The sequence below is a fragment of the Streptomyces sp. NBC_01224 genome (assembly GCF_036002945.1).
GTDB lineage: Bacteria > Actinomycetota > Actinomycetes > Streptomycetales > Streptomycetaceae > Streptomyces.
This window is the reverse complement of record NZ_CP108529.1, coordinates 3,472,768-3,496,609: the sequence shown is the minus strand read 5'-3', so window position 1 is coordinate 3,496,609 and position 23,842 is coordinate 3,472,768. Positions and strand designations below refer to the sequence as shown.

At 70.8% G+C, this 23,842-nt stretch carries 23 protein-coding genes; 7 read left to right on the top strand and 16 right to left on the bottom strand.

All coding sequences use genetic code 11. The annotated features are described in order from the left end of the window. Positions 1-174: 174 nt before the first annotated feature. Both OG609_RS15065 and gdhA read left to right on the top strand, forming a co-directional pair. The gene (locus OG609_RS15065; protein WP_266358465.1) at positions 175-345 is read left to right on the top strand and encodes a hypothetical protein; all 171 of its coding nucleotides are present in this window, start codon (positions 175-177) and stop codon (positions 343-345) included. 204 nt (positions 346-549) lie between these two features. After that, the gene (gene gdhA, locus OG609_RS15060; RefSeq protein WP_327273296.1) at positions 550-1,890 is read left to right on the top strand and encodes an NADP-specific glutamate dehydrogenase; all 1,341 of its coding nucleotides are present in this window, start codon (positions 550-552) and stop codon (positions 1,888-1,890) included. Positions 1,891-2,422: 532 nt separating this feature from the next. Here gdhA and OG609_RS15055 read toward each other — a convergent pair. The 5 genes from OG609_RS15055 to OG609_RS15035 all read right to left on the bottom strand — a co-directional run bounded on the left by OG609_RS15055 (position 2,423) and on the right by OG609_RS15035 (position 6,984). Then, a complete protein-coding gene (locus tag OG609_RS15055; RefSeq protein ID WP_327273295.1) occupies positions 2,423-2,860 on the bottom strand; it encodes an NUDIX hydrolase in 438 nt (145 codons plus the stop codon). Between the two features lie 30 nt (positions 2,861-2,890). Continuing rightward, a complete protein-coding gene (locus OG609_RS15050) occupies positions 2,891-3,682 on the bottom strand; it encodes an SDR family NAD(P)-dependent oxidoreductase (protein ID WP_327273294.1) in 792 nt (263 codons plus the stop codon). Beyond that, complete coding sequence (locus tag OG609_RS15045; RefSeq protein ID WP_327273293.1) at positions 3,663-4,781, bottom strand: hypothetical protein; 1,119 nt, start codon at positions 4,779-4,781, stop codon at positions 3,663-3,665. Before OG609_RS15045 ends, OG609_RS15050 begins: the two co-directional genes overlap by 20 nt. After that, on the bottom strand, positions 4,778-6,685 hold the full coding sequence (locus OG609_RS15040) for a nucleotidyltransferase domain-containing protein (RefSeq protein WP_327273292.1): 1,908 nt from the start codon (positions 6,683-6,685) through the stop codon (positions 4,778-4,780). The genes OG609_RS15045 and OG609_RS15040 overlap by 4 nt, the downstream gene beginning before the upstream one ends. 113 nt (positions 6,686-6,798) lie before the next feature. Further along, the gene (locus OG609_RS15035) at positions 6,799-6,984 is read right to left on the bottom strand and encodes a hypothetical protein (protein WP_327273291.1); all 186 of its coding nucleotides are present in this window, start codon (positions 6,982-6,984) and stop codon (positions 6,799-6,801) included. Positions 6,985-7,254: 270 nt separating this feature from the next. Between OG609_RS15035 and OG609_RS15030 the strand changes: the two genes are divergently transcribed. Continuing rightward, positions 7,255-8,115 carry a hypothetical protein gene (locus OG609_RS15030; RefSeq protein WP_327273290.1) on the top strand — a complete coding sequence of 287 codons (861 nt, stop codon included), beginning with the start codon at positions 7,255-7,257 and terminating at the stop codon, positions 8,113-8,115. Positions 8,116-8,563: 448 nt separating this feature from the next. Here OG609_RS15030 and msrA read toward each other — a convergent pair whose 3' ends face one another. The 4 genes from msrA to OG609_RS15010 all read right to left on the bottom strand — a co-directional run bounded on the left by msrA (position 8,564) and on the right by OG609_RS15010 (position 13,567). Continuing rightward, positions 8,564-9,238, bottom strand: coding sequence for a peptide-methionine (S)-S-oxide reductase MsrA (gene msrA, locus OG609_RS15025; RefSeq protein ID WP_327273289.1), 675 nt, complete (start codon positions 9,236-9,238; stop codon positions 8,564-8,566). 90 nt (positions 9,239-9,328) lie between these two features. Then, on the bottom strand, positions 9,329-10,426 hold the full coding sequence (locus tag OG609_RS15020; protein ID WP_327273288.1) for a hypothetical protein: 1,098 nt from the start codon (positions 10,424-10,426) through the stop codon (positions 9,329-9,331). A 37-nt stretch (positions 10,427-10,463) separates the two neighbouring features. Continuing rightward, a complete protein-coding gene (locus tag OG609_RS15015) occupies positions 10,464-12,062 on the bottom strand; it encodes a M48 family metallopeptidase (RefSeq protein WP_327273287.1) in 1,599 nt (532 codons plus the stop codon). A 401-nt stretch (positions 12,063-12,463) separates the two neighbouring features. Continuing rightward, positions 12,464-13,567, bottom strand: a complete 1,104-nt coding sequence (locus tag OG609_RS15010) for a hypothetical protein (protein WP_327273286.1) — start codon at positions 13,565-13,567, stop codon at positions 12,464-12,466. Between the two features lie 68 nt (positions 13,568-13,635). Here OG609_RS15010 and OG609_RS15005 point away from each other — a divergent pair, with 68 nt between their 5' ends. Then, entirely contained in the window at positions 13,636-14,781 is a 1,146-nt protein-coding gene (locus OG609_RS15005) for a cystathionine gamma-synthase (protein ID WP_327273285.1), read from the top strand. A 96-nt stretch (positions 14,782-14,877) separates the two neighbouring features. On the opposite strand, the gene OG609_RS15000 is transcribed toward OG609_RS15005, so the two are convergent. The 4 genes from OG609_RS15000 to OG609_RS14985 all read right to left on the bottom strand — a co-directional run bounded on the left by OG609_RS15000 (position 14,878) and on the right by OG609_RS14985 (position 16,494). Further along, positions 14,878-15,069 carry a DUF1059 domain-containing protein gene (locus OG609_RS15000; RefSeq protein WP_327273284.1) on the bottom strand — a complete coding sequence of 64 codons (192 nt, stop codon included), beginning with the start codon at positions 15,067-15,069 and terminating at the stop codon, positions 14,878-14,880. Between the two features lie 64 nt (positions 15,070-15,133). Continuing rightward, positions 15,134-15,385 carry a hypothetical protein gene (locus OG609_RS14995; protein ID WP_327273283.1) on the bottom strand — a complete coding sequence of 84 codons (252 nt, stop codon included), beginning with the start codon at positions 15,383-15,385 and terminating at the stop codon, positions 15,134-15,136. Next, the gene (locus OG609_RS14990) at positions 15,382-15,876 is read right to left on the bottom strand and encodes a sigma factor-like helix-turn-helix DNA-binding protein (protein ID WP_327278055.1); all 495 of its coding nucleotides are present in this window, start codon (positions 15,874-15,876) and stop codon (positions 15,382-15,384) included. The genes OG609_RS14995 and OG609_RS14990 overlap by 4 nt, the downstream gene beginning before the upstream one ends. An 87-nt stretch (positions 15,877-15,963) precedes the next feature. Then, positions 15,964-16,494, bottom strand: a complete 531-nt coding sequence (locus OG609_RS14985; RefSeq protein ID WP_114246329.1) for a MarR family winged helix-turn-helix transcriptional regulator — start codon at positions 16,492-16,494, stop codon at positions 15,964-15,966. 156 nt (positions 16,495-16,650) lie between these two features. Between OG609_RS14985 and ilvA the strand changes: the two genes are divergently transcribed. Continuing rightward, positions 16,651-17,880: a threonine ammonia-lyase gene (gene ilvA / locus OG609_RS14980; RefSeq protein WP_327273282.1), complete on the top strand. Its 1,230-nt coding sequence runs from the start codon at positions 16,651-16,653 to the stop codon at positions 17,878-17,880. Positions 17,881-18,081: 201 nt separating this feature from the next. Here ilvA and greA read toward each other — a convergent pair whose 3' ends face one another. Next, positions 18,082-18,579: a transcription elongation factor GreA gene (greA, locus tag OG609_RS14975; protein WP_266358450.1), complete on the bottom strand. Its 498-nt coding sequence runs from the start codon at positions 18,577-18,579 to the stop codon at positions 18,082-18,084. 183 nt (positions 18,580-18,762) lie between these two features. Then, positions 18,763-19,179 carry a DUF4307 domain-containing protein gene (locus OG609_RS14970; RefSeq protein WP_327273281.1) on the bottom strand — a complete coding sequence of 139 codons (417 nt, stop codon included), beginning with the start codon at positions 19,177-19,179 and terminating at the stop codon, positions 18,763-18,765. Positions 19,180-19,331: 152 nt separating this feature from the next. Between OG609_RS14970 and mca the strand changes: the two genes are divergently transcribed. Then, a complete protein-coding gene (gene mca, locus OG609_RS14965; RefSeq protein WP_327273280.1) occupies positions 19,332-20,213 on the top strand; it encodes a mycothiol conjugate amidase Mca in 882 nt (293 codons plus the stop codon). A gap of 1 nt (position 20,214) precedes the next feature. Beyond that, positions 20,215-20,454, top strand: a complete 240-nt coding sequence (locus OG609_RS14960; protein ID WP_327273279.1) for a hypothetical protein — start codon at positions 20,215-20,217, stop codon at positions 20,452-20,454. A gap of 109 nt (positions 20,455-20,563) precedes the next feature. Here OG609_RS14960 and OG609_RS14955 read toward each other — a convergent pair whose 3' ends face one another. After that, a complete protein-coding gene (locus OG609_RS14955; RefSeq protein ID WP_327273278.1) occupies positions 20,564-23,824 on the bottom strand; it encodes a tetratricopeptide repeat protein in 3,261 nt (1,086 codons plus the stop codon). Positions 23,825-23,842 lie beyond the last annotated feature (18 nt).

Sequence of the window (23,842 nt, the reverse complement as noted above, 5' to 3'; positions counted from 1 at the left end):
CGCCCGCGCGTCGCAGCTCTCTCGGTGATCCCCACCTCGCAAACCCTAACGGGACCGCTCGAACCGCACGATGGTTCAGCTGGCTACACCACGGATGTGGGGGACCGGTCCCTCGTGACGGCGGATACGCGCCGGGAGAATGGATCCATCACCCGACAACGGAAGGCGAAGCTCATGAAAGCACTGCTCTGGATCGTGCTCTGCGCGGCGATCGCCGCGAATGTCTCCCTGAACTTCCTCATGGACGACAGCGGTCTGCACATCGCGCTGAGCGTCGTCTCCGGCGTGGTCGTCCTCGCGTCCGGAGCGCGGCTGTGGATGCTGCGCCGCCCGGCGGAGTCGTAGACCCGGCCCAGAATGCGGACGCGGTGAACGATTCTCCGGGGCCATTGGGACAATCGATATGCCACAACGGTTCTGTACGTCGCTTCCGTGAGCCGCAGAGCGTGCGATGTCTGGGCGACGCCCTCAATGGGGAGGGGGACCGCTGGTGCCCCCGGGACGGGGCACCCACGCGCGCGATGCCGACCCAGGGAAGGTATGACCCACATGAGTGTCATCGAGCCGCTGTACGCGGAGATTCTCCGCCGCAACCAGGGCGAGAGCGAATTCCATCAGGCGGTACGGGAGGTCCTGGAGACCCTCGGCCCCGTCCTCGAACAGCGGCCGGAGTTCGTGGACGCCCGGATCATCGAGCGCATCTGCGAGCCGGAGCGCCAGCTCATCTTCCGGGTGCCGTGGTCCGACGACTCCGGCGACATCCATGTGAACCGCGGCTTCCGGGTCGAGTTCAGCAGCTCGCTCGGACCGTACAAGGGAGGGCTGCGCTTCCACCCCTCGGTCAACCTCGGCATCGTGAAGTTCCTCGGCTTCGAGCAGATCTTCAAGAACGCGCTCACCGGCATGCCCATCGGCGGCGGCAAGGGCGGCGCCGACTTCGACCCGAAGGGCCGCTCCGACGCCGAGATCATGCGGTTCTGCCAGTCGTTCATGACCGAACTCCACCGTCACCTCGGCGAGTACACCGATGTCCCCGCCGGTGACATCGGTGTCGGCGGCCGCGAGATCGGCTACCTGTTCGGCCAGTACAAGCGGATCACCAACCGTTACGAGTCCGGTGTCCTCACCGGAAAGGGCCTGGGCTGGGGCGGTGCCCAGGCGCGCACCGAGGCGACCGGGTACGGCTGTGTGCTCTTCACTGCCGAGATGCTCCGCAGCCGTGGCGAGTCCCTCGACGGGCAGCGCGTCGCCGTGTCGGGCTCGGGCAATGTCGCGATCTACGCGATCGAGAAGGCCCAGCAGCTCGGCGCGACCGTGGTGACCTGCTCCGACTCCAACGGGTACGTCGTGGATGAGAAGGGCATCGACCTCGCCCTGCTCAAGGAGATCAAGGAGGCCGGCCGCGGCCGGGTCTCCGAGTACGCGGAGCGCCGCGGCGAACACGTCAAGTTCGTCCCCGGCGCCGCCGGCCTCTGGAACGTCCCCTGCGATGTGGCCCTGCCCTGCGCCACTCAGAACGAACTGCACGAGGCCGACGCCCTGGCCCTCGTACGCAACGGCGTGAAGGCGGTCGCGGAGGGCGCCAACATGCCCACCACCCCGGAGGCCGTACGCATCCTGCAGGACGCGGGTGTCGCCTTCGCCCCCGGCAAGGCGGCCAACGCGGGCGGCGTGGCCACCAGCGCCCTGGAGATGCAGCAGAACGCCTCACGCGACTCCTGGACGTTCGCCCACACCGAGGAGCGGCTCGCGGAGATCATGCGCCACATCCACGACTCCTGCTACACGGTCGCGGAGCGCTACGGCAGCCCGGGCAACTACGTGGTGGGCGCCAACATCGCCGGCTTCGAACTGGTCGCGGACGCGATGCTCGCCCAGGGGCTCATCTGATCCGGCCGATCCGACGCCACACCGGCCCGGCCGCCTTCCGCGGCCGGGCCGCGCCGGTGCCCGGGTGTAAGAGCAAGTTCCAGGGTTCCCCTTGGCGCCGTTTCCGCTGGTCAGCTCGCTGATTGGGGCACAAGGCCCGTTGATTCCCAAGCCCGGAGCGCGAGTTCGATTCTCGTCACCCGCTTCAGCGAGACGGACTTCCTGTGACCTGCGCTACCCCGTCGCTGGTCGTACCTAGTCACCTATGTGAACGCCGTCGGGCCTCTCGGTTCCCCAACTGGCACATGAACTGGCCTGGACAGGCGCGAGGGTGCGGGACTTGCTGGGCGTCCAGGAACAGAGGCCGGTGCTCCGCCTGGTCCAGTAGCGGTCGCCACTCGGCCTCGGGAGCCGCAGGCGAGGTTCTGCTGCCCGGCACTCCGCCGCGGCCCTCCAACATTGGAACGCTGCTGTGCCGGCAGCGCATGGGCGCGCCGCCAGGGCCGACACATCTCGGTGCCGGCCCCGGTGGTGTGTTGATGTGCTCGAAGGCTCAGAGCGTTGCCTCGCCTCCGAGGCTTCCGGCACTGATGGCTCCCCGCAGAACGTGAGCGATCTCCTCAGGCTTCAGGTCGATGCCGTCGAGCCCCTCCACGGTCAGCGGGATTTCCTCCAGCGCGTATTCGCCGCGGCCTTCGGCGCTGAACTCGGGACCAGTGCGGTCATCGAAGGACCAGGTCACGATGCGAGCGAGGTAAAAGAGTTGACGCTCGTCGTCGGACTCCATCGTGTGGAGGAGGCGGATGATATCGGCCTTCCCCGCGATCTCCTCGTGGATCTCCCGGTGGAGGGCGGCCTCCCGGGACTCGTCGCTGGGTTCAACGCCGCCGCCAGGCAGGACCCAGTACTCGGGGATGCCGGGCCTGGTGCGGCGGATGACCAGCATCGTGTCGTCAGCGGTGACGAGGACGGCGCGGACTCGTTCGATCATTTCGGTTCGTCTCCTTGCTTGTTGGCGGTCTCAGTGCAGCAGCCAGCCGCCGTCGACGTGAACGGACTGCCCCGTGATGAACGAGGCGGAGGGGCCCACGAGAAACGCCACCAGGGCCGCGACGTCCTCGGGCCGGCCACGGCGAGGGACGCACTGGCGCTTGATCTGGTCCTCCGGCCGCGCACGGTGCTGGGCGGGGATGGTGTTCTCGGCCTCGACCTGGATGGCCCCGGGCATGACCGTGTTGACGCAGATCCCGTACGGGCCCAGTTCGCGGGCGAGGGAGCGGGTCAGGCCCAGCAGTCCGGCCTTCGCGGTGCTGTACGCGACGAGGTTCGTCCGGCCGACGCGTGCGTTGACGCTGCCGATGTTCGCGATCCGGCCCCAGCGGCGTTCGACCATGCCGGGGGTCAGCGCGTGGCAGGTGCGGTAGTGGGCGGTGAGGTTCACGTCAAGGGAGTAGTTCCAGGCGGTCTCGTCGGTGTTCTGCCAGGGGACGCGGGGGTAGGAACCGGCGTTGTTCACCAGGATGTCGACGGGTCCGATCTCGGCGCGGACGAGGTCGGCCATGGTCTGGACGGCACCCGGATCGGTCAGGTCGGCGTTCACCGCGATTCCGGGGCTTCCTGCGCGCTCGAAGGCGGCAAGGAGGGCGTAAGCGTCGGGGTCCTGGCCGAGGTGGTTGACCGCGACGGTCGCTCCGGCGGCGGCGAGCGCCCGCCCGATCTCAGCACCGATGCCGGTGGCCCCGCCGGTGACGAGGGCGTTGCGGCCCTGGAGCGGCCGGGTCTGGAGAGGGGTCTCAAGCAGGGGCAGGGACATTGCTGCTCCGTTCGCCAAGATCGGGGTGAGGGGCCGGTGTGGTGGTGAAGAAGGTGTCGATCGTCGTGCGCGGGTTCTGGCTATCGGCGAGCTTGATCAGTACGAGCAGGAGGTCGTGCCCGGTCAGCCGGGAGGCCGGGATGACCCCGAGGATGCGCAGGGCGAGGAAGGCGTGGATCTCCTCCAGGCCGCTGCCGTTCTCCCCACGAAGACCGTCCAGGGCCCGTGTGATGGCCGCACCGCGGCCGGGACCGGTGTTCCAGGAGTACCGGACGTCGATGTGCCGACTGCTCTGGTGCAGTTCCAGGTGCTCGATGCGCGGGCGGGACAGTGGCGGCAGGGCGAGGCGGAGGGTGCGGGCGTATACGTCGGGCTGGTAGCGGGGGACGAGCCAGCCGCCCAGGGCCATCAGGTACCAGAGCAGGTTGGCGGCCTCGCCCGCGACGGTGTTGCGGCCGGCGAACTCGAAGTCGAGCCAGCACAGCGGGTCGGCGATGTTCGGTTCCGTGGCATCGCCTTGCGTCAGACTGGCGAGCCGACGGCGGTCGGGAGCCAGGGCGTGGCGGAGGCTGTCGATGATGTCGACAACGTTCAACGTCAGCTGCCTGCCGTTGGCGGTGAGCGTGAAGTCGGCCAGCTCCCGGAGGGTGACGACCGTATCGGTGTGGGGCAGGGCGAGCGGCAGGTCACGGCGCAGATACCAGCGGTCCAGCCGACCACCGGGACGGATGCGGTCGAGGTAGAGGTCCGGGACGCACTCGGCCAGCGGCACGCTCTTCCCGGTCTCCTCGGCCGCCGCCCGCAGGTCGGTGCAGACGCCGTCCACGAGGCAGTCCAAGCGGGGCTGCACGGCCGGATCGCGGTCGGCGAGGGCGATCACGTCGCCCATGAGCAGCTCGCACCGGCCGGTGGCGAAGACGTCCTCGTAGACGAGGAGTTGTCTGTCCGGTAACGCGATCTGCCCGTGAAGGGCCGGAACCGCGATGCGGGAGGCGAGCCGCGCCCATCCCTTCGCCTCGGCTTCGGCCTGCTCGCGGGTCGCCACCGGCTTGTGGAAGGCGCCCGCTGTCGTCGGGGACCGCCGGGCGCTCGCGCTCACCGCGTCTCCCCGGGGAGGGTATCCAGCCAAGCCTGGAGAACGAGGCGTGCGAGCGCCTCAGCGGCGGGGCGCTCGGTGCGGGCGGTGGTGACCACGCTCGTGTCCTGCCGTCCGGCGTCGAGGAGGACGGTGAGGGCGTCGCTGTCGGAGGGGCACTCGATCCCCCTGAAGCGGAGCTGGATCTTCGCGAGCAGCGCGGTGACCTTGTAGAGGCCGCGGAGGTCGGGTGTTCCCTTGAGGAGCTGGCGGCGGATCTCGATGGCGGCCTGGATGCCGTCGCGCAGGCTCACGGCGACGTCGGTAGCCGCGTCCGGAGCGGGCAGGGCCAGGCCAGGGGTGGACCACAGAGGGACCAGCGCCCCGCTGCCGATGAGCGCGAGAACGTGGAGGAGTCGGGAGGTGACAGCGCCGGCCCGGCACTCGGCTCGGGTCAGTACGGTCAGACCGAGTTTGACCCCGCCGAGTTCGGCCTCCAGTTCCGCGAGGATCTGGCGCATCTCGTCGAGGGAGGAGGTGTCGGCCACGACCAGGACGTCGAGGTCGCTCCAACCGTGCTGGTACTTGCCCCGAGCACCGCTGCCGGTGACTGCCAGCAGGTCGATCAGCGGGCGCAGGCCGGTGGTGCGGTCGAGGAACTCGGCCAGGTAGGACTCCAGGTGCACGGGGAGTCCGAGTGCGTTGACCGGCATGGTGCAGGGCTGGTGCTCCGGCCAGCGGCGGTCGAGCGCGATGCGGTCCAACCGGCGCTCCAGCCTCAGGCGCGGCCCGTCGTTGCCGATGACCTCGTGGGCGATGGAGACGATCTTGTCCGCACCTCGTGCGCTCTTGACGAGGTCGCGGTCGGCGACGTCCTGGGCCCCGGCGGTGCCCCGCCGGGTGCGCGTGGCCTCGGAGGCGTCCAGGTAGGCGATGGTGAGCTGAGGTCCGAGCATCCGGGCGAGTTCGGCGGTCGAGTCGAAGTCGTGCAGCGACTCGATGCTGACGGAGTCGAGGAAGTGGTGGGCCTGGCAGAAGCGGTCCAGCGCGTCCACGATCAGCTCGGCCTGCACGACCGATCCCAGCCGGTACGGGTCGTGAATCCCCGCCCGGCCGGCCGCGTCCTCGATGAGGTACCCGATCTTGAGGCGAGCGTGGCCGTGCTGCGTGCGCAGGTACTCGCCGGCCGTGCTCTTGCCGCTCTCCGACATGCCGCCCAGCGCGGTGACGTGCACTCCTGCCAGGGCCCGGCTGGGCACGTTCGGGTGCAGGGGCGCCAGGAGCCGGCGCACCTCGTCCTGGATGGTGATGGTCGGCCGGCCTCCGATACGGATCGACATCGGGAAGCGGCCCTCGGCGACGAGCCGGTTGATCTGCTCGTGCAGGTGGCGCTGGTACGCCGCATAGGTATCGGTGACGGTCACCTCATGGGCCAGGCTTCGGCGGGCGCCTTCCTCGGGGTCGTCGCAGTGCAGGAGGACGAGGGCGTATTCGTCCTCCTCGGCGGCCCGCAGGTCGGCCTCGTACGGGGCCAGCAGGAGCCGAACCCTGTCCGCGGCGTGCGTGGTGCCCAAGTTCTCCCGTACGGCGACCGTCGCGGCGACGGTCGCCTCCAGCATGGGGATACCCCGGTCCAGCAGGCGCACCGGCGCGGAGAAGGGGTGACGGGAGCGTTCCAGGTAGGAGGTGGCGAGGACATCGGCGACCTCCTCGACCCGGCTGGTCTCGAACCACCAGCGGGCCATGCCGTCGGCCTTGATGGTGGCCCAGCGCGGGGCGTAGCGATCGAGCGGGCCCGCTGAGGTCGCGGCCGGGCCCATGCGCCGGGCGAGGATCCCGATCTGCTTGGTCTTCCCGGTGTTGTCGGGGCCGCTGAACGCGACCGACGCGGGGAGGGGGTACGTTTCGCTGGTGTACTGACTGGACATCAGCTTCCCTTCACTGGTGATGCGGAGCGTGTACGCCGCAAGGTGCCGTGGACGACCTGCGGCGAGAATGCGGTGGGGCTCCGGCTGGGTAGGACAGGCCGGGGCCGGAGTGCCTATCCGGGGCCGTCGGCCAACGGAATGTCCTCGGCGCTGAGCGTCGGATTCGCCAACGGGATCTGGGCGGAGGAGTGCTCGGCGTGGGCCAGAAGGCCGACCATGGCGAGTCCGGCAGCCGTGCCGAGGGCCCAGACCCAGCTCGGGGCCGTCTCCAGCGGGTCGGATAACGGGGAACGGCTCACCGGATCGCCTCTCGGGCGGCGGTGTGCTGTGCTGCACCGGGCCGTCGCGAAGGCGGGATCGTGCAGGTCCGTGCGCTGTCAGTGGGCATCGCCACCGTCGGTTCCTCTCACGTGTCCGGGCAGCCGCCAACAGGCCCTGAACGGGGCCTGTTCGAGCCATTCGGAGATCTGCGGGGTGATGTTCAGTGAACGGCGGTCCGCGGTCCCGGGACAGGGCCCAGGATGTAGTCCTGCGTAATCCCGCGTAATCCAGGTGGGGAGGGTGACGGAGTGCCGAGGAACCCGGCCGTCGCGGAACTGATCAAGCGGGCCTGCCAGGAACGTGGCTGGGGGCCCTCAGAGTTGGCACGCGCCCTCGGTCTCGCCGAATGCGGTGACCCGCGCCGCCTGCAGCGCCAGCACGCCCGGCGGTGGATCGAGGGCGAACGGACCCCTGGCCACTGGTGGCCCTACATCGCACAGGTGCTGGCACTGGACCCCGAGGCCATCAACCTCCCCGAGCCCATGCCTGCGGCACTCCACACAGATACCGTTGCGTCAGTCCTGCACCTGGGAAGGAGCGACGTGGAACGTCGGGAGTTCATCCTCGCCTCCAGCGGATACGCGCTGTCCGCACTCGGCCTGCCCGACATGGACAGCATCACCCGCCGGACCAAGACCGCCCTTCCCGGAGCCGTCCGCGTCGGCCAGGGCGAGGTGGCCGCCGTACGCCACATGGTCAAGGCCCTCGGCGACTCCGCTTCCGAACTCGGCGGCGGGCACGCCCGCCACCTGGCCGCCCGCTACCTCACCCAGGACGTCGCCCCCTGGCTGGAGGGCCGCTTCACCGAAGCCACCGGCCGTGATCTGTTCGCCGCCACCTCCCAGCTGGTCCACCTCGCCGGCTGGATGGCCCAGGACGAAGGCGACACCCCCGAACTGCGCGGGCTCGCCCAGCGCTACTACGCCCACTCCTTCCGCCTGGCCGCCGAGGCCGGCGATCCGGAGCTGTCGGCGACCGCTCTCCGCGGCCTCGCCGTGCAGTGCGTCGACCTCGGCTACCGGGCCGAGGCCGTCCAGCTCGGACTCGCGCCCGCCCTCGGTGGGCTGTACGCCGTCTGGCTCAGCCGCCCACTCGGCCGCCTTAAGTAGATGCCCGGGCCGCTCTTGTAGGTCCAGGCGGCGTACAAGAGCGGTCGCTGCATCACCCACACCCGGGCCCTGCTCATGCAACGGGGGCGAGACCGACCCCGGCGGGGAGAGAGCCCTGCCGCGCACAGCCTTCCCGGCCCCTCCCGGCGTGGCCAGCCAGACCAGCGACGCCCCTACGAACGGCTGAACTTCCCTCGCACTGCCATACGGGCCGCCCACTCCCTTGCTCTCGACACCGCTCCACCGGGGCTCCGCAGACGTGCCACAACGTGCCAGTAGAGGCGGTCAACAGCGGAGAACAAGGGGCCCGAAGAGGCCGCGAAACAGCGACTCCAGAGCGACGTTTCCGCAGGTCAGAGGCAACATTCGAGCTCTAGCACCGGGTGATTCCCAAGCTCAGAGCGCGAGTTCGATTCTCGTTACCGCTCTGCGCAAAGGCCCCATGGGCTCAGTCCTCGGTCGTCGGAGCAGCGGCGACACCGATCGGGCACGAAACCCCCGTCCCGCCGATCCCGCAGTACCCTGCCGGGTTCTTGTTGAGGTACTGCTGGTGATGTGCCTCCGCAGGCCAGAACGTGCGGCCCTCCGCCGGGAGGATCTCCGTGGTGATCTCGCCGTACCCGGAGCCCGTGAGGACCTGCTGGTAGGCCTCGCGGGAGGCTGCCACGGCTGCCGCCTGCTCGGGGGAGTGGGTGTAGATCGCCGAGCGGTACTGCGTACCGACGTCATTGCCCTGGCGGAAGCCCTGCGTCGGGTCGTGGGACTCCCAGAACAGCTTCAGCAGCTCGGCGTACGAGACGATCTTCGGGTCGAAGACGACGCGGACCGCCTCCGTGTGGCCGGTCAGGCCCGAGCAGGCCTCTTCGTACGTGGGGTTCTCCGTGTAGCCGCCCTGGTAGCCGACGAGTGTCGTCCAGACGCCGTCCGTCTGCCAGAACTTGCGCTCGGCGCCCCAGAAACAGCCCAGCGCGAAGTCCGCTACCTCCAGACCCTCCGGGTACGGGCCCAGCAGCGGGTTGCCCAGGACCGTGTGGCGGGACGGGACGGTGAATTCGGGGGTGGGACGGCCCTTCAGGGCCTCCTCGGGGGTGGGGAGCTGGGGGGTACGGCGGTGCAGGAACATGCGGGGGCTCCTCCGGGGGCTGACGTTTACGGTCCGTACAACGCGGTGCGGGCGCCGGAGATTCCGGCGTCCGCACCGAGTACGTGACGGTCAGTTGCCGTTCGCCTCCACGACCCGTCGGGCGCTGTAGCCGCGACATTGGACGTAGTACTTCTTCGGATCCCTGAAGTACGACCACGGGGCGGCGGCATCGAAATGGCCGTCGATCGCCCGGAACTGCTCCACCGCCTCCTCGTACCGGTCCTGCCAGTACAGCGTCCAGGCGAGCAGGTGGCGGGCCCGGAGGATCCGCCGGTCTCCGGGGTCGGCCGCCACGGCGGCGGCCACGTCGACGAGGCAGAGGTCCGCCGCGGCGATCAGCTCCGGGCTCTTGTAGTACACGTCCTCATCCGTGTTCCGGTCGGCCCGCTCCTGTTTGAACGCGGCGTACAGCGGGAGCAGCGAGAGCAGCCGGCCGGGGGCGCCCTGCCGCGCCGCCTCGCGTGCGAAACACTCGGCCGGCGCGTGCGAGCCGCGCCACTTGTGGCACCAGTACCGGAGCACCGCGTCGTGGGCCGCGAGGTGGGGCGCGTCGCGCTCGACGACCTCCGCCCACAGGGCACGGCACTCGGCGGGCTCGTAGCCGAGGCCCAGGGCGCAGGGGATCTCGGCGATGTACGGACACGGGTCGTCGCCCGCCAGCGCCTGGGCCTGGTGGCACGCCTCGCGGGCCCTGACCATCACCTGGTGGAAGACGGAGGACTGCTCCCACGTGGGGCGCTGCGTCGGCTTCGTACCGTGGACCTGCGCGGCGACGCCGGTCAACGCACCGGCGTGCACGAGGGCTGCACCCGCGTCCTTCGGCCGCGCGGCGCGCCAGGCCAGCAGCCAGGCGTCGTCGGCCGCGGCCTCGTCCTGGAGGACGGCGGCGCGCCGGTAACGCTCCTGCCAGTCCCGGCCCGCTTCGTCGAGGAAGGCGGCGCCCGCCCGCCAGTCGCCGGAGCGGACGGTGGCGCGTATCTCCTCGTCGCGCGGGTCGGGGGCGCAGGCGTCCGCGGTGTCGAGTTCGTCGGGCGGTACCAGGCCGAGTTCCGCGGTGGCCTCCGGCGGGCCGGGAGTGCTCTGCGCGGTCTGCGGCGGCTTCTTCCGGGCCTTTGCCCAGAGGTACCCGCACAGAGCGGCGGCCGACAGGAGCAGCAGGGGTGTCATGGAAAGTTCCGGTCCGGGTCGGAAGCGGGTACGGCGGTCAGGGGGTGAGCAGTTCGCGCAGCAACTTCGTGTCCGGGACATCCGCCACCGTCGCGTCCAGCGCCGCCGGGAGCATTTCCTCGTGGCCCCGCGGCAACTCCAGCGACGTGTCGTTGTCGATCCAGGACAGTCGCCAGCGGGCCCGCCCCTGCCGCACGTACTCGCTCTCGACCAGTTGCCTCAGCCCGTCGCGCAGCTTGGGCCTGGCGAACTCGCGGGCCGCGCGTCCGGTCGCCGCTCGGGCCTCGTCGGACTTGGGGAGGCGGTCGGCGATCTGCCACTGTGCGCCCGCGTCGAGCGCGTCGAGCGCGTCGAGCGCGTCGGTCACCGAGCCGTCGCCGCCGGTCACCTCGGCGACCGCCGTCCTGAACTTCTGCGCCGACCACATCCCGTACGTCGTCATCGACTCGTGCACCAGGTCCGGCCAGTCGACCCGGCGCAGCCGCAGCATCTGAGGTGTCAGCACCTGCTCCTCGACGGCGGCCAGTGTGCGCCCGGTGTCGACGAGCAGGCCCAGGGCCGGTTCCACGGGCTCCGACGCGCGCCCGTCGTCCGGCAGCGCCTCGATCCGGGCGATACGATCCGTGACCCACGGATGCGCGTAAGGGGCGGACGGCTCGAACGGCAGGGAGTCGCGCATCTCGTCCAGCTCGTCCCCGCGCGCGGCCAGCACATGCCGCAGGCCGCCGAGGACCTGGCCGGGCGGGGGCAGCATCCCGGCTGCCACACCGAGCGTGGCGTAGGTGTCCATGTAGTCCTCGTGAATGTCGAGGAGGACCTGGATTTCGCGCAGTGCGGACGCGGTCGCGTCACGGCCCGTGATCCGCACCGCGGCGGCGTCGGCCGCGAACTGCGCGCAGCGGCTGTCGGACAGCGTGACGCGCCGGGAGAAATTCGCGTACCGCCGGTACAGCGCCGTCATCCTACGGAGCGAGGCACCGGCGTCGCTCGGGTCGATCTTCTTGGCCTTCCTGCCCTTGGCGAGCGCCTTGGCGGCCTTCTTCTCCTGGCGTGCCCGCTCCGTGGCGACGGCCTTGCCCACCCACTCCTGGAAGTGGGTGATGGTGCGGGCGGTCTGGATCCGGCCGCGTGTGTTGATTGCGGTGAGGCGGGTGTCGGAGTTGGCGAAACGGCTCATCTCGTGCGCGAGCACGGAACGCAGCTGGGCCTCGGACAAGCCGATCATCAGCGGCAGCCCGACGTGGAGCCGGCGTCGGCCGGCGAGCAGGCCGAGGAACCTGGTGTCCTCGACGGCCGAGGTGTTCACCTGGTCGGTGAGCACGATCTCGTCGGGTGTGCGGGTGCCGACCCGGTCGGCGAGGTCGCGGACCGTGGCCCAGAGCCGGGGTTGCCGGGTGTCGTCGACGTGCAGTCCACGCACATCGTCGTTCTTCGGCATGCGCAGTACGAACATGCCTCGCACGATCGGGAGCGCCAGCGCGGAGGTGCGCGCGAGAACCATCACGGCGACGGGGATCCACGTCCAGCGGAACGCGGCCCAGTCGAGGACGCAGAGGACGCAGAGCAGGAGGATGCCCAGCAGGTAGAAGCCGGCGAACAGAGCAATGGCGCGGACGGCACGCAGAGTTGGGCTCATCGGACGGATTCCCCCACGGGAAGGGGACGGGTGGCGGTGACGGTGGTGCGCGTGGGGAATCGGAGTATGTCGTCCCGCGGACGGGCGCGGCAACGCGATATGCGGGCAGCCCGGGACCGGGGCCGTGCCGCCCTGGACATCGCCCGGAGAACGGGCGGCGGGCGGCCGCCCCGGTGGTGTCACCGGTCCGCCGCCCCCGACGTCACCGCTATGCCGCCCCCGGCTTCACCGGGCCGCTGCCCCGGCGGTGTCACCGGTTCGCCGCCGGGCAGCCGTTCGCCGTCGGTCGGTCGCCCGGGCAGTGCCTCGGCAGCGGGTGCCGGGGCTCGCGACTACCGCGGCAGCGCGTGGCGGGACTGCGCCGTTCGCCGACAGCGAGTGCCGGGCGCCGCGGCTCACTACTACCGCGGCAGCGTCGCCGGGCTGCCGCCGTTCGCCTCGTAGCCTGCCACCGCCAGGGCCCGGTAGACCGTGTACTCGGCGGCCGGGTCGGGGCTCTGGGTCCACGGCAGCGCGCCCACGTGGCCGTCGATGTGGACGAGCTGGTTCATCGCCTCCGACCAGCGTTCCATCCGGACCAGGAACAGCACCAGCAGATGGCGGACGTGCGCGAGCATCGGGTCGTCGGCGCGGGCCGCGTGCACCGCGAACAGGGCGCCCTCGACCGCCTTGGTCACCACTGCGCTCCGGTAGAAGCCCTGTACGAGATTGACCTCGGGCAGATGCTCGTACACCGCGAAGAGCGGCAGCGCGGCCAGCAGTGAGCCCTGCGGGGCGCGGGCGGCGGCCGTGGTGGCGAAGCGGTCGGCCGCCTCGCGGGAGCCGTGCCACTTCTCGCACCAGTAGTGCAGCGCGGCGATGTGCGCGCCCATGTGGGCCGGGGCCCGGTCGATCACCTTCGCCCAGAGCCGGTCGAACTCCTCGTGCGAGTAACCGAGTCCACGGGAGACCGCCAGCTCGACGAGGTACGGAACGGGGTCGCCCGGCGCCAGCAGCGCCGCCTCGCCGCAGACCGTACGGGCCTCCTCAAGGATGATCCGGAAGTCGTCCGTCCCCGCGGTCGACGAACGCCAGGCCTGCTGCACCAGGAATTCGGCGTGCACCGCCGCACCGCCGGCGTCCTTCGGCGCATCGGCCCGCCACTTGCGCAGCCACGAACCGCCGACACCGGGCTGCTGCGCCAGCTCCAGCGAGGCGGCACCGGCGAACGCCTGCACCCGCTGCCACCGCACCTCGTCCTCCTTGGGCGTACCGGCCAGCAACTGCGAGGCCGCCCGCCAGTCCTGGGAACGCTGCACGACATCGAGCACATCGAGAAGATCCTGGTCCGGGCCCGGCAGCCGGATGTCCAGCTCCTCCTGGCGCACGAAGCCGTAGGTGTCCGGATCGGCGGCGTCCGGGGAACCGGGCGCGACCTGCCGGATACCGCCGCGGCGGCGCAGCACGAAGGGGCCGATGACCGCGGCGAGCATGCACAGTGCGAGCAGGAACCAGAGAATGTCCATGCCCCCATTGTCACCGGACGGCCCGGTAGCCCGGTGGGCGCCCTCGCGACAAACTACGCTCGGGCCCTATGAGCGACCAGCACAGCTTCGAGACTCTCGCGATCCACGCGGGAAACACCGCCGATCCCCTCACCGGCGCCGTTGTTCCGCCCATTTATCAGGTGTCCACGTACAAGCAGGACGGCGTGGGCGGACTGCGCGGCGGCTACGAGTACAGCCGCAGCGCCAACCCGACCCGTACCGCCCTGGAGGACAACCTCGCGGCCCTGGAGGGCGGCCGCCGCGGACTCGCCTTCGCCTCCGGCCTCGCCGCCGAGGACTGCCTGCTCCGTACGCTGCTCACCCCCGGCGACCATGTGGTCATCCCGAACGACGCCTACGGCGGCACGTTCCGGCTGTTCGCGAAGGTCGTCTCGCGGTGGGGCGTGGACTTCTCGGTGGCCGACACCTCGGACGTGACGGCGGTACGGGCGGCGATCACCCCGCGCACCAAGGCGATCTGGGTGGAGACCCCGTCCAATCCGCTGCTCGGCATCACCGACATCGCCGCAGTCGCCGGTGTGGCCCGCGCGGCGGGTGCACGACTGGTCGTCGACAACACCTTCGCCAGCCCCTACCTCCAGCAGCCCCTCGCCCTGGGCGCCGATGTCGTGGTGCACTCCACCACCAAGTACATGGGTGGCCACTCGGACGTCGTCGGCGGTGCGCTGATCGTCAACGACCCGGAACTGGCCGAGGAGTTGGCGTACCACCAGAACGCGATGGGCGCGGTCGCCGGACCGTTCGACGCCTGGCTGGTGCTGCGCGGCATCAAGACCCTCGCGGTCCGTATGGACCGGCACAGCGAGAACGCCACGAAGATCGCCGATCTGCTGACCCGGCATCCCAAGGTCACCCAGGTCCTCTACCCGGGGCTGCCCGAGCACCCGGGCCACGAGGTCGCCGCCAAGCAGATGAAGGCCTTCGGCGGCATGGTGTCCTTCCGCGTCGTGGGCGGCGAGGACGCGGCGGTCCACGTCTGCAACCGGGCGAAGCTGTTCACCCTCGGTGAGTCCCTGGGCGGCGTCGAGTCCCTCGTGGAGCACCCGGGCCGCATGACGCACGCCTCGGCGGCCGGCTCCCCGCTGGAGGTGCCGGCCGACCTCGTCCGGCTCTCCGTCGGCATCGAGTCCGCCGACGACCTCATCGCCGATCTGACGCAGGCGCTCGGCTAGGGACTCTCGGGGCCGAGCGGAGGCGGGCGGGCTTGATCGTTCAGGCCCGGCCGCCCCTGGCCGCGTCCGCCCGATCAAAGGTCACCCGACAGGCTCTCAGACGCCGGCCTTCTCGTCGTCCAGAGACGCCCGGATCTGTTCGCGCAGTTCCGGGCTGTCGGCGTGCTCATGGACGGAGACCGCGTGCTCCGCCGCAGCCCTTACGACCTCTTCTTCCTCGCCGGAGATGGTGAGCGAGCAGTTCGTGACGCTCGGATACTTGCGGCAGTCGGCGACTTTCCTGGTCATCGCAGCCTCCTCGGCCGGTTCCCCGTGACGCCTCGTTCCAGGATAGGTCGCCCCGGACCGGCCCTCACCAGCCGTCGAGCGACGGCGTCGTCTCGGTGGGAGGCAGTTGCCACGGCTGCGCCGCCACCGCCCACACCGTGAAGGCGACCATCGCGGCGAACGCCACCAGCAGCACCAGCCTGCGGGCGAAACGGCGCCGGCGCAGCAGTCGGCCGCCGCGCTCCGCCGCCCGCTGTGCCAGATCGGCGGGCACCTGCGGATGCGGACCGTCCAGCATGCGCCGGACCTCGTCCTCGCGGCTGCTGCTGCGGCTCATGGCGCGACCCCCAGCGGCCGTTGCGACCCCCACCGCGCTGTGGGCCGGCGGGTGCCGCGCATCGTGGCCACCGAACGGTTGCAGATCGCCCGGATCCGCTCCACCGGAAGCCCGAGCAGCGCCGCGGCCTGCTCCTCCGCGACGCCCTCGTACAGCCGCAGCACGAGAACGAGACGCTCCTGCGGCGTCAGCCGGTCCAGCAGCCCGCCGCGCGGCCGGTGGTGCCGCCAGACCTCGTGGGCGAACCGGATGGCCAGCTCCCGCCGGGTGCGGTCGTACGGGTCCTCGCCGCGCAGCCGCCCCCACTGCGCGTACGTGCGTGTCAGCGCGGATGTGAGCATCCGCTGGGCCCGGGGGTTCGCTCCGGGTGGCTGCATGGGCTCGGCGGTCAGCAGCGTGGCCGTGTGCAGCAGTCGGCCGGCCGCGCCCGCCACGAAGGTCTCGAACTCCTGGGCGCGGCGCCGCTCCCGGCCCGCCTGGCGCTCTCGCACAGTCCTCATCCGAGCCGTTGCCGGGCTCCTGGTCAAGAGGCGTGCGCCCGACAGCCTGCGCGGCACCGTCAGGCGTTGCCGCTCCCGCTAGCCGGCGGGGGGCGCCTGGGGCGAGGTCTGGCGGGCGGCCAGTGCCAGATTGAACCGGGTGAGCAGCGTGCAGAACGTCTCGCGCTCCTCGGCCGTCCAGTCGTCCGTCACCTGTGTCATGAGCTCGCGCCGGGATTCGCGGACCTCGTCCAGCCGTGCCTGGCCGCGCGGCGAGAGCTGGAGCACGACGGCACGGCCGTCCTCCGGGTGCGAGGTGCGCTTGACCAGACCGGTGTCGACGAGGGGTGCGACCTGCCGGGTCACGGTCGAGGAGTCGATCCCCATGCCTGCGGCCAGTGCCTTGACGCCCATCGGGCCTTCCCGGTCCAGCCGGTTGAGCAGCAGATAGGCGGCCCGGTCCATGGAATTGCGCACCTGGCCGACACCGCCGAGGCGGGTCTGCTCGGCACGGCGGGCGAATACCGCGACCTGGTGCTGCAGCGCATCGAGGACGTGGTCGGAACCCGTGGGTTCGGGGGTGGCGCCCCCGGAAGGAGACGCAGCTGTCGTCATGTCCTGAGGGGGCATGGCCGGGGGCTCTCTTCGTGCGGTGTCGGATGGGTGGGGGACAGAGTACGCGGCCACGGGGCAACGCGTACCAGTGCTGCACAAACCTGTGGACAACGGCTCAGGACGGGACCGCACAAGGCGTCCGGCACCCTGCCGAGCTGCAAGACTTACGGTATGAAATTCCGTGCGCCCGGCCATCTTCCCCCACTGATCCTCGACGACATCCTCGGGGCGCAGAAGATGCTTTCCGGCGTGGCCAGAGTTACCGCCATGGAGGGCAGCCGCCATCTGACCGAGCTCGTGGGCGCGCCGGTCCACTTCAAGTGCGAGAACCTGCAACGGACCGGCTCGTTCAAACTGCGTGGTGCATATGTACGGATCGCGGGCCTGTCCCCGGTGGAGCGGGCGGCCGGAGTCGTAGCCGCCAGCGCCGGAAATCATGCGCAGGGTGTCGCACTCGCCTCTGCTCTGCTCGGCGTACGGTCGACGGTCTTCATGCCGGTCGGTGCGCCGCTGCCGAAGGTGGCCGCCACCCGCCAGTACGGGGCACAGGTCCGGCTGCACGGTCATGTCGTCGACGAGACGCTGGCCGCCGCCCAGGAGTACGCGCAGGAGACGGGTGCGGTCTTCATCCACCCCTTCGACCACCCCGACATCATCGCCGGACAGGGCACGGTGGGCCTGGAGATCCTCGAACAGTGCCCCGAGGTACGCACCATCGTCGTCGGGATCGGCGGCGGTGGTCTCGCCGCGGGCATCGCGGTGGCGGTCAAGGCGGTCCGGCCCGATGTGCGGATCGTCGGCGTGCAGGCGGCGGGCGCGGCCTGCTATCCGCCGTCGCTGGCCGCGGGGCATCCGGTGTCGATCGGCACGCTGAACACGATGGCGGACGGCATCAAGGTGGGGCGCCCCGGCGATGTGCCGTTCGAGCTGGTCAGGGAGCTGGTCGACGAGGTCCGTACGGTCTCCGAGGACGAGTTGTCCAGTGCGCTGCTGCTCTGTCTGGAGCGGGCGAAGCTGGTGGTGGAACCGGCCGGTGCGAGCCCGGTCGCGGCGCTGCTGAGCGATCCGAAGTCGTTCCGCGGGCCGGTCGTCGCGCTGCTGTCGGGCGGCAATGTGGACCCGCTGCTGATGCAGCGCATCCTGACCCACGGCATGGTGGCGGCCGGTCGCTATCTGAGCCTGCGGCTGCGGCTGACCGACCGCCCCGGCGCGCTGGCCACGCTGCTGGCCGTGCTCTCGGTCGTCGACGCCAACGTCCTCGACATCGGCCATGTGCGGACCGATCCCCGGCTCGGGCTCACCGAGGTCGAGGTGGAGCTGCAGCTGGAGACGAAGGGGCCGGAGCACTGCGAGGAGGTCTCGGCGGCGCTGCACGACGCGGGCTATCTGGTGATGAGCTGAGCCTCACGTGTCGCGATATATCGGCAGCGGCATGGATGTGCACCCGGTCCGGGCGTCGCTGCTCCGGTCGCTGCCGGCCCTGGGGTGCTTCCGCACGCCGGCGGTGCGCAAGTACCGGCAGGTCGCGGTCCGAGGGACGCCGCACATGCGGGGAGCCCCCGGCCCGTCGGGCCGGAGGCTCCCCGCATCAGTGGTGCGGGATCAGCCCGTGTAAGGCTTCGCCGCGAGAATCTTCACGGTGGCCGTCTTGCCGTTCGGCAGCTCGTACTCGGCGTCCTCGCCCATCTTCTTGCCGTTCACGCCGGTGCCGAGCGGCGACTGCGGGGAGTACGTCTCGATGTTCGAGCTCGCGTACTCGCGCGAGGCGAGCAGGAAGGTCATCGTGTCGTCCGGGTCGCCGTCGAAGGCGATCGTCACAACCATGCCGGGCTCGACCACGCCGTCGTCGGCAGGTGCCTCGCCGACCTTCGCGTGCTCCAGGAGCTGGGTGAGCTGGCGCACCCGCAACTCCATCTTGCCCTGCTCCTCCTTGGCCGCGTGGTACCCGCCATTTTCCCGGAGGTCACCCTCCTCACGGGCCGCCGCGATCTTTACGGAGATTTCCGTGCGCGCGGGACCAGACAGGTACTCCAGCTCGGCCTTGAGCTGGTTGTACGCCTCCTGCGTGAGCCAGGTGACGTTTTCGCTGGTCTGGGTCACAGGGTGCTCCTCGTCGGTACTGGGAATACAAAGCATCGCCCTACCCGTAAGCATGTGCCTCCACGGGTGGGCGAAACCACGAGCCTAACAATTCCCCAGGAAAAGGGGGAGCAGGTAAACCGTCAGGACTGTGTATGTGCAGGTCAGCGGCTACAACAGCGGTTCAGCGTCGGCGTGCGGCGGTCACTGTGCCGCCCCGCCGTCGGCGGTGCAGCCCAGCAGCTCGACGCTGGTCGCCCTGGATGTCGTGCGCAACGACAGGACGCGGTCGATACGGTCCGTGCGGGCGTCGAAGCGGAAGTCCTTGCGGGCCACGTCGCTGCCGTCCTCGTGCTGCGAGCGGAGCGTGCAGTAGCCCTTGGTGTCGGTGCCCTTGCGCACCTCCAGGTGCACATCGACCCGCTCGTCCGAGACGACCTCGAACTTGATCACCTCGGCGCTGATGCCCTGGCCGGCGATGTAGTCGTATCCGATCCAGCCGATCACGCCGAGAAGGGCGACGCCCAGCACCGAACCGATGATCTTGAGCTTGCGGTCCGCGCGCTGGTCCGCGGAGCGGCCGTAGCGGTTCTCCGGAAGCGCTTCACGCACCGCAGTCATGATCGTTCCTCCCGTACCGGGGATCGAGGAATTTTCCGCCCCCCGGTTCGGTCACTATAGAAGCCTGCCACCCGCCACCCGACCGCCACCCCGAACCGACGTCCCTTCGGGACGACACCTCTCCATGGCGTCCAATCAACGAGGATCGAGTCTTGACTGAGCAGCTGCGACTGATGGCCGTTCACGCCCACCCCGACGACGAGTCGAGCAAGGGCGCGGCCACCATGGCCAAGTATGTGTCCGAGGGGGTGGACGTGCTGGTCGTGACCTGCACGGGAGGCGAGCGCGGCTCCATCCTCAACCCGAAGCTCCAGGGCGACGCGTACATCGAGGAGAACATCCACGAGGTGCGCAAGAAGGAGATGGACGAGGCCCGGGAGATCCTGGGCGTCAAGCAGGAGTGGCTCGGCTTCGTCGACTCGGGTCTGCCCGAGGGCGACCCGCTGCCGCCGCTGCCCGAGGGCTGCTTCGCGCTGGAGGACGAGGAGAAGGCCGCGGGGCGTCTCGTCCGCAGCATCCGTGCGTTCCGGCCGCAGGCCGTCACGACGTACGACGAGAACGGCGGGTACCCGCACCCCGACCACATCATGACCCACAAGATCACGATGATCGCGTTCGACGGCGCGTCGGACACCGAGACGTTCCCCGAGTCGGAGTTCGGTCCGGCCTGGCAGCCGCAGAAGCTCTACTACAACCAGGGCTTCAACCGGCCGCGCACGGTGGCGCTCCACGAGGCGCTGCTGTCCCGTGGCCTGGAGTCCCCGTACGGCGAGTGGCTGAAGCGCTGGAAGGAGTTCGAGCGCGACGAACGCACGCTGACCACGCATGTTCCGTGCGCGGACTTCTTCGAGATCCGCGACAAGGCGCTGATCGCGCACGCGACGCAGATCGACCCCGACGGCGGCTGGTTCCGCGTCCCGATGGAGATCCAGAAGGAGGTCTGGCCGACCGAGGAGTACGAGCTGGCGAAGTCCCTCGTCGATACCTCCCTCCCCGAGAGCGACCTCTTCGCGGGCATCCGCGACAATGCCTGATATGTACGCGACCCAGGCACTGACCCATCTCGTCCCTCTCGCCAAGGAGCTCGACGACAACAAGGTGACCCCCGGCGTTCTCGGCTTCATCGTCTTCGCGGCGCTCGCCGCGGGCGTGTGGCTGCTGATGAAGTCCATGAACCGCCACATGGGCAAGGTCGACTTCGAGGAGGCCCCGGACCCGGAGGCGGAGTCCGGTGGCGCCGTTGCCGCGGGTGCGGGGTCCGCGAAGCGGAAGTAGGCGCGGGGCGGTACCGGGGCATCCGGTAGCCGCCTCGTGCGCCTGGCGCCGGACGGGGCGGTTGTGCCCGGCCGGGGCCAAAGACGTCCTCACACGCCGGACGGGCCGGTCATGGCCGGACAGGTACGCCCATGACCTCCCGTGCGTGGCGTGTGGGTGTCATGCCCAGGCGCCACGCCTGCCAGCCGTCCTCCAGGTCCACGCCGCGGTTCAGCACCACGGTGAACGCCTCCGCGCAGTCCTCCAGCTTGCTGTCGCGCGTCGGGTGGCCGGCCAGGAGCAGGTCGGCCAGTTCCTGCTGGGCCACCACCGTGCCCACCTCGCTGCCGCCCGGTGACGCGTACGGCAGCAGTGTGCAGCGCAGGAAGCGGGCCCAGTCCTCGCCCCGTCTGTCGCCGTAGGAGTCGAACAGCTCGGCCGCCTCGCCGCACAGCTCCAGCGCCTGCGGGGCGCGGTTGTTGCCCGCGTCGATCAGGGCCAGCTCCAGGCACGTCCAGGCTTCGCCGTGGGCGACCCCGATGCGCCGGAAGTCGGCCCGGGCGTCGACCAGGAGCTGGCGGGCGAAGCCGGAGTTGCGGAGGTTCCCGGTCTGGGCGGCCCGCTGGTCGCGGGTGACCCGGCCCGAGTGGTGCCGGGCGCACGCCAGCCCGTACGTGTCCCGCATCCGGGAGAACATCGTGCGCGCCCGCTCCAGCTGCCGCACCGCCTGGTCGGTGTCGCCGTTCTCCTCCAGTGCCTGGCCCAGGTAGTACAGCGTCCACGCCTCGCCGCGCGCGTCCTCGTTGTCGCGGTGGCGGGCCAGGGCCTGGTCCAGCTGCCCGACGGCCGGGGCCGGGTCGCCGTCCAGCAGCCGCGCGCGGGCCAGCTGGGTCAGCGCCCACGCCTCGCCGCGCTCGTCGCGGGTGCGGCCGTACAGGTCCAGGGCCGTACGCAGCGCCTCCTCCGCCCGCTCCACGTCGCCCATCCGCAACAGGGTCTGGCCCAGCTGGAACTGCGTCCACGCCTCGCCGTGCAGCGACTCGCCCTCCCGGTGCAGGGCCAGCGCGGTGTCCAGGAGATCCATCGCCTCCGCGACATGGGCCCGGTCGCGTTCCACGGCGGCCAGGGCGTGCAGCGACCAGGCCCGGTCCTCGGCCTGCTCCTCGGAGGACTGCAGCTCGATCGCCTCGCGCAGCCGCGCCGACGCCTCGGTCAGATTGCCCTGGTGGTGCAGGGTGATGCCGAGCGAGCAGAGCGCCAGCGCCGTACCCGCCTCGTTCTGCGCCTCGCGGTACAGCCCGACGACCGACGACAGCGTGGTGCGCGCCTTGTCCAGCTCGCCGAGCTGACGGGCCGCGATGCCGGTACGCCACTGCACGGACCGCTCCAGCAGCCCCTTGTCCACGGCCTGCGTCAACTCGCTGATCTCGCCCAGCCGGTAGAGGTCGCCGCGCAGCAGGCAGTAGTCGCACAGCGCGCCCAGGAGATCCAGTACGGCCCCCTGGTCGACGCCCTCTGCGTGCCGCAGCGCCGAGGTGATGAAACTCGACTCCTCGTCCAGCCAGCGCAGCGCAGAGTCCAGCGAACCGAACCCGTGCGAGCCGAACTGCCCGGCCCGGGTGGACATCTTGCCGTCCACCATGCGGATCACGGCACCGGCCAGCTCCGCGTAGTTCTTGATCAGCCGCTCCTGGGCCGCGGTACGGTCCGCCACCTCCTCCTCGTCCCGCAGCCGGGCCAGGGCGAAGCCCCGTACGAGATCGTGCAGCCGGTAGCGCGAGCCCCGCACATGGTCCAGGAGCCCGGCCCCCGCCAGCGCCGTCAGCAGCCGCTCGGCCTCCTGCTCGTCGGCCGAGAGCAGCGCGGCCGCCGCCGCGGCGCCCAGGCTGGCCCGCCCGGCCAGCGCGAGCCGCCGAAGCAGCCGCCGCGCCTGCTCGGACTGGTCGGTGTAGCGCAGCCACAGCGCCCGCTGGGCCGGTGCGACCGGGCCGTACGCGGCGAGATCGGTGGCGAGCGCGCTCCGGGTGCGTGGACCGAGCGAGGAGCCCGCTATGCGCAGCGCCAGCGGCAGCCCGCCGCACAGCTCGACGACCGTGTCCGTCGACTGGGAGTCGTACGGCCCCTGCTCCTGCGCCTCGGCGGCCTCGCGCAGCAGCTCCTCCGCGCCTGCCGCGTCCAGTGCGCCGACCGGCAGCTGATGGACCCGGGCCGGGATGTCGGCGGGCAGCTCCAGGGGCTCGCGGGCGGTGACGAGGACGAGGCTGTCGGAACGCTCGGGAACCAGCGTGCGGACCTGGGCGGCGTCGCTGGCGTCGTCGAGGACGATCGTCACCGGGGTGCCGGTCAGATGCTGGTGGTACAACTCGCTCAGCCGCCGCACCTGCTGCTCGGCAAAGGCCCTTCCCCGAGTTCCCGACTCCGCTCGACCGGGGGAGCCTCCCTCTCGGAACAGCAGCTGTTCGCGGGGCGCGCCCAGCCGGTTCAGCAGATGCAGCAGCGCGTCACGCGTCGCCAGCGGCGCCTCCCCGGCCACGTCGCCGCGCAGGTCCACCACGCAGGCGCCCCGGAACTGGTCCTTCAGGCTGTGCGCCGCCCGTACCGCGAGCGTGGTGCGCCCGGCGCCGGGCGCACCGTGCAGGACGACGACGGTCGGCTTGGTCTCCGTCGACGCACGGGCCTCCCGCACCCACTGCGCGATCTGCGCCAGCTCGGCCCGTCGCCCGGCGAACGGCCCCTCGGACGCGGGCAGATGACCGAACGACTGGTCAAGGATCGCGCGCATACGGGCCGCTGCGCTGCGGTCCCCGCCGCGCAGCGACGGGGCGGTCCGCGACTGCGCGGGGACCTTTTTCGCCGGTGTGCGCGACGAGGCGGTGAGCATCCGCTGCTGGTCGAGGAACGGACGGATGCCCCGTACTTCCAGCGCCGCCAGCCACTGCAGCCGCAGCTGTTCGGCGCCGCCGGGCTGTCCGAGTGCACCTGCGCGCCGGTGGGCGGCGGGCCAGTGCGATGCGGTGATCTTGGCGACGGTCGCCGTGGCCCCCGCGACCGCGACGACGGCGCCCGCGCCGAGGGCCGGCCCCGCCGCCGTACCGAACGCGACATCCGCGCCGAAGGCGGCGACCGCGGCAACTCCGGTCACCAGCAGTGGAGTTCCCATGGCCGATCGGCTGAACCGCTGCGACAGCGGCTGCTGTCCGGCCTTCGCCGCGTCCAGCGCCTGGAGGTACGCGGCGTACTCGTCGGCAGCCCCGGCCGCCAGGGAGTCGAGCGCGGCCCGCCCGCGTGCCGTCAGCGCACCGGCGTCCGCCCGGCCGCCCGACCGCCGTACCTCCTCCTCGACGGCGCGTACCAACAGCCGTTCGGCTTCGGCCCGATGGCTGTCCCGCATGTGTGTCCCCCTCCGGAT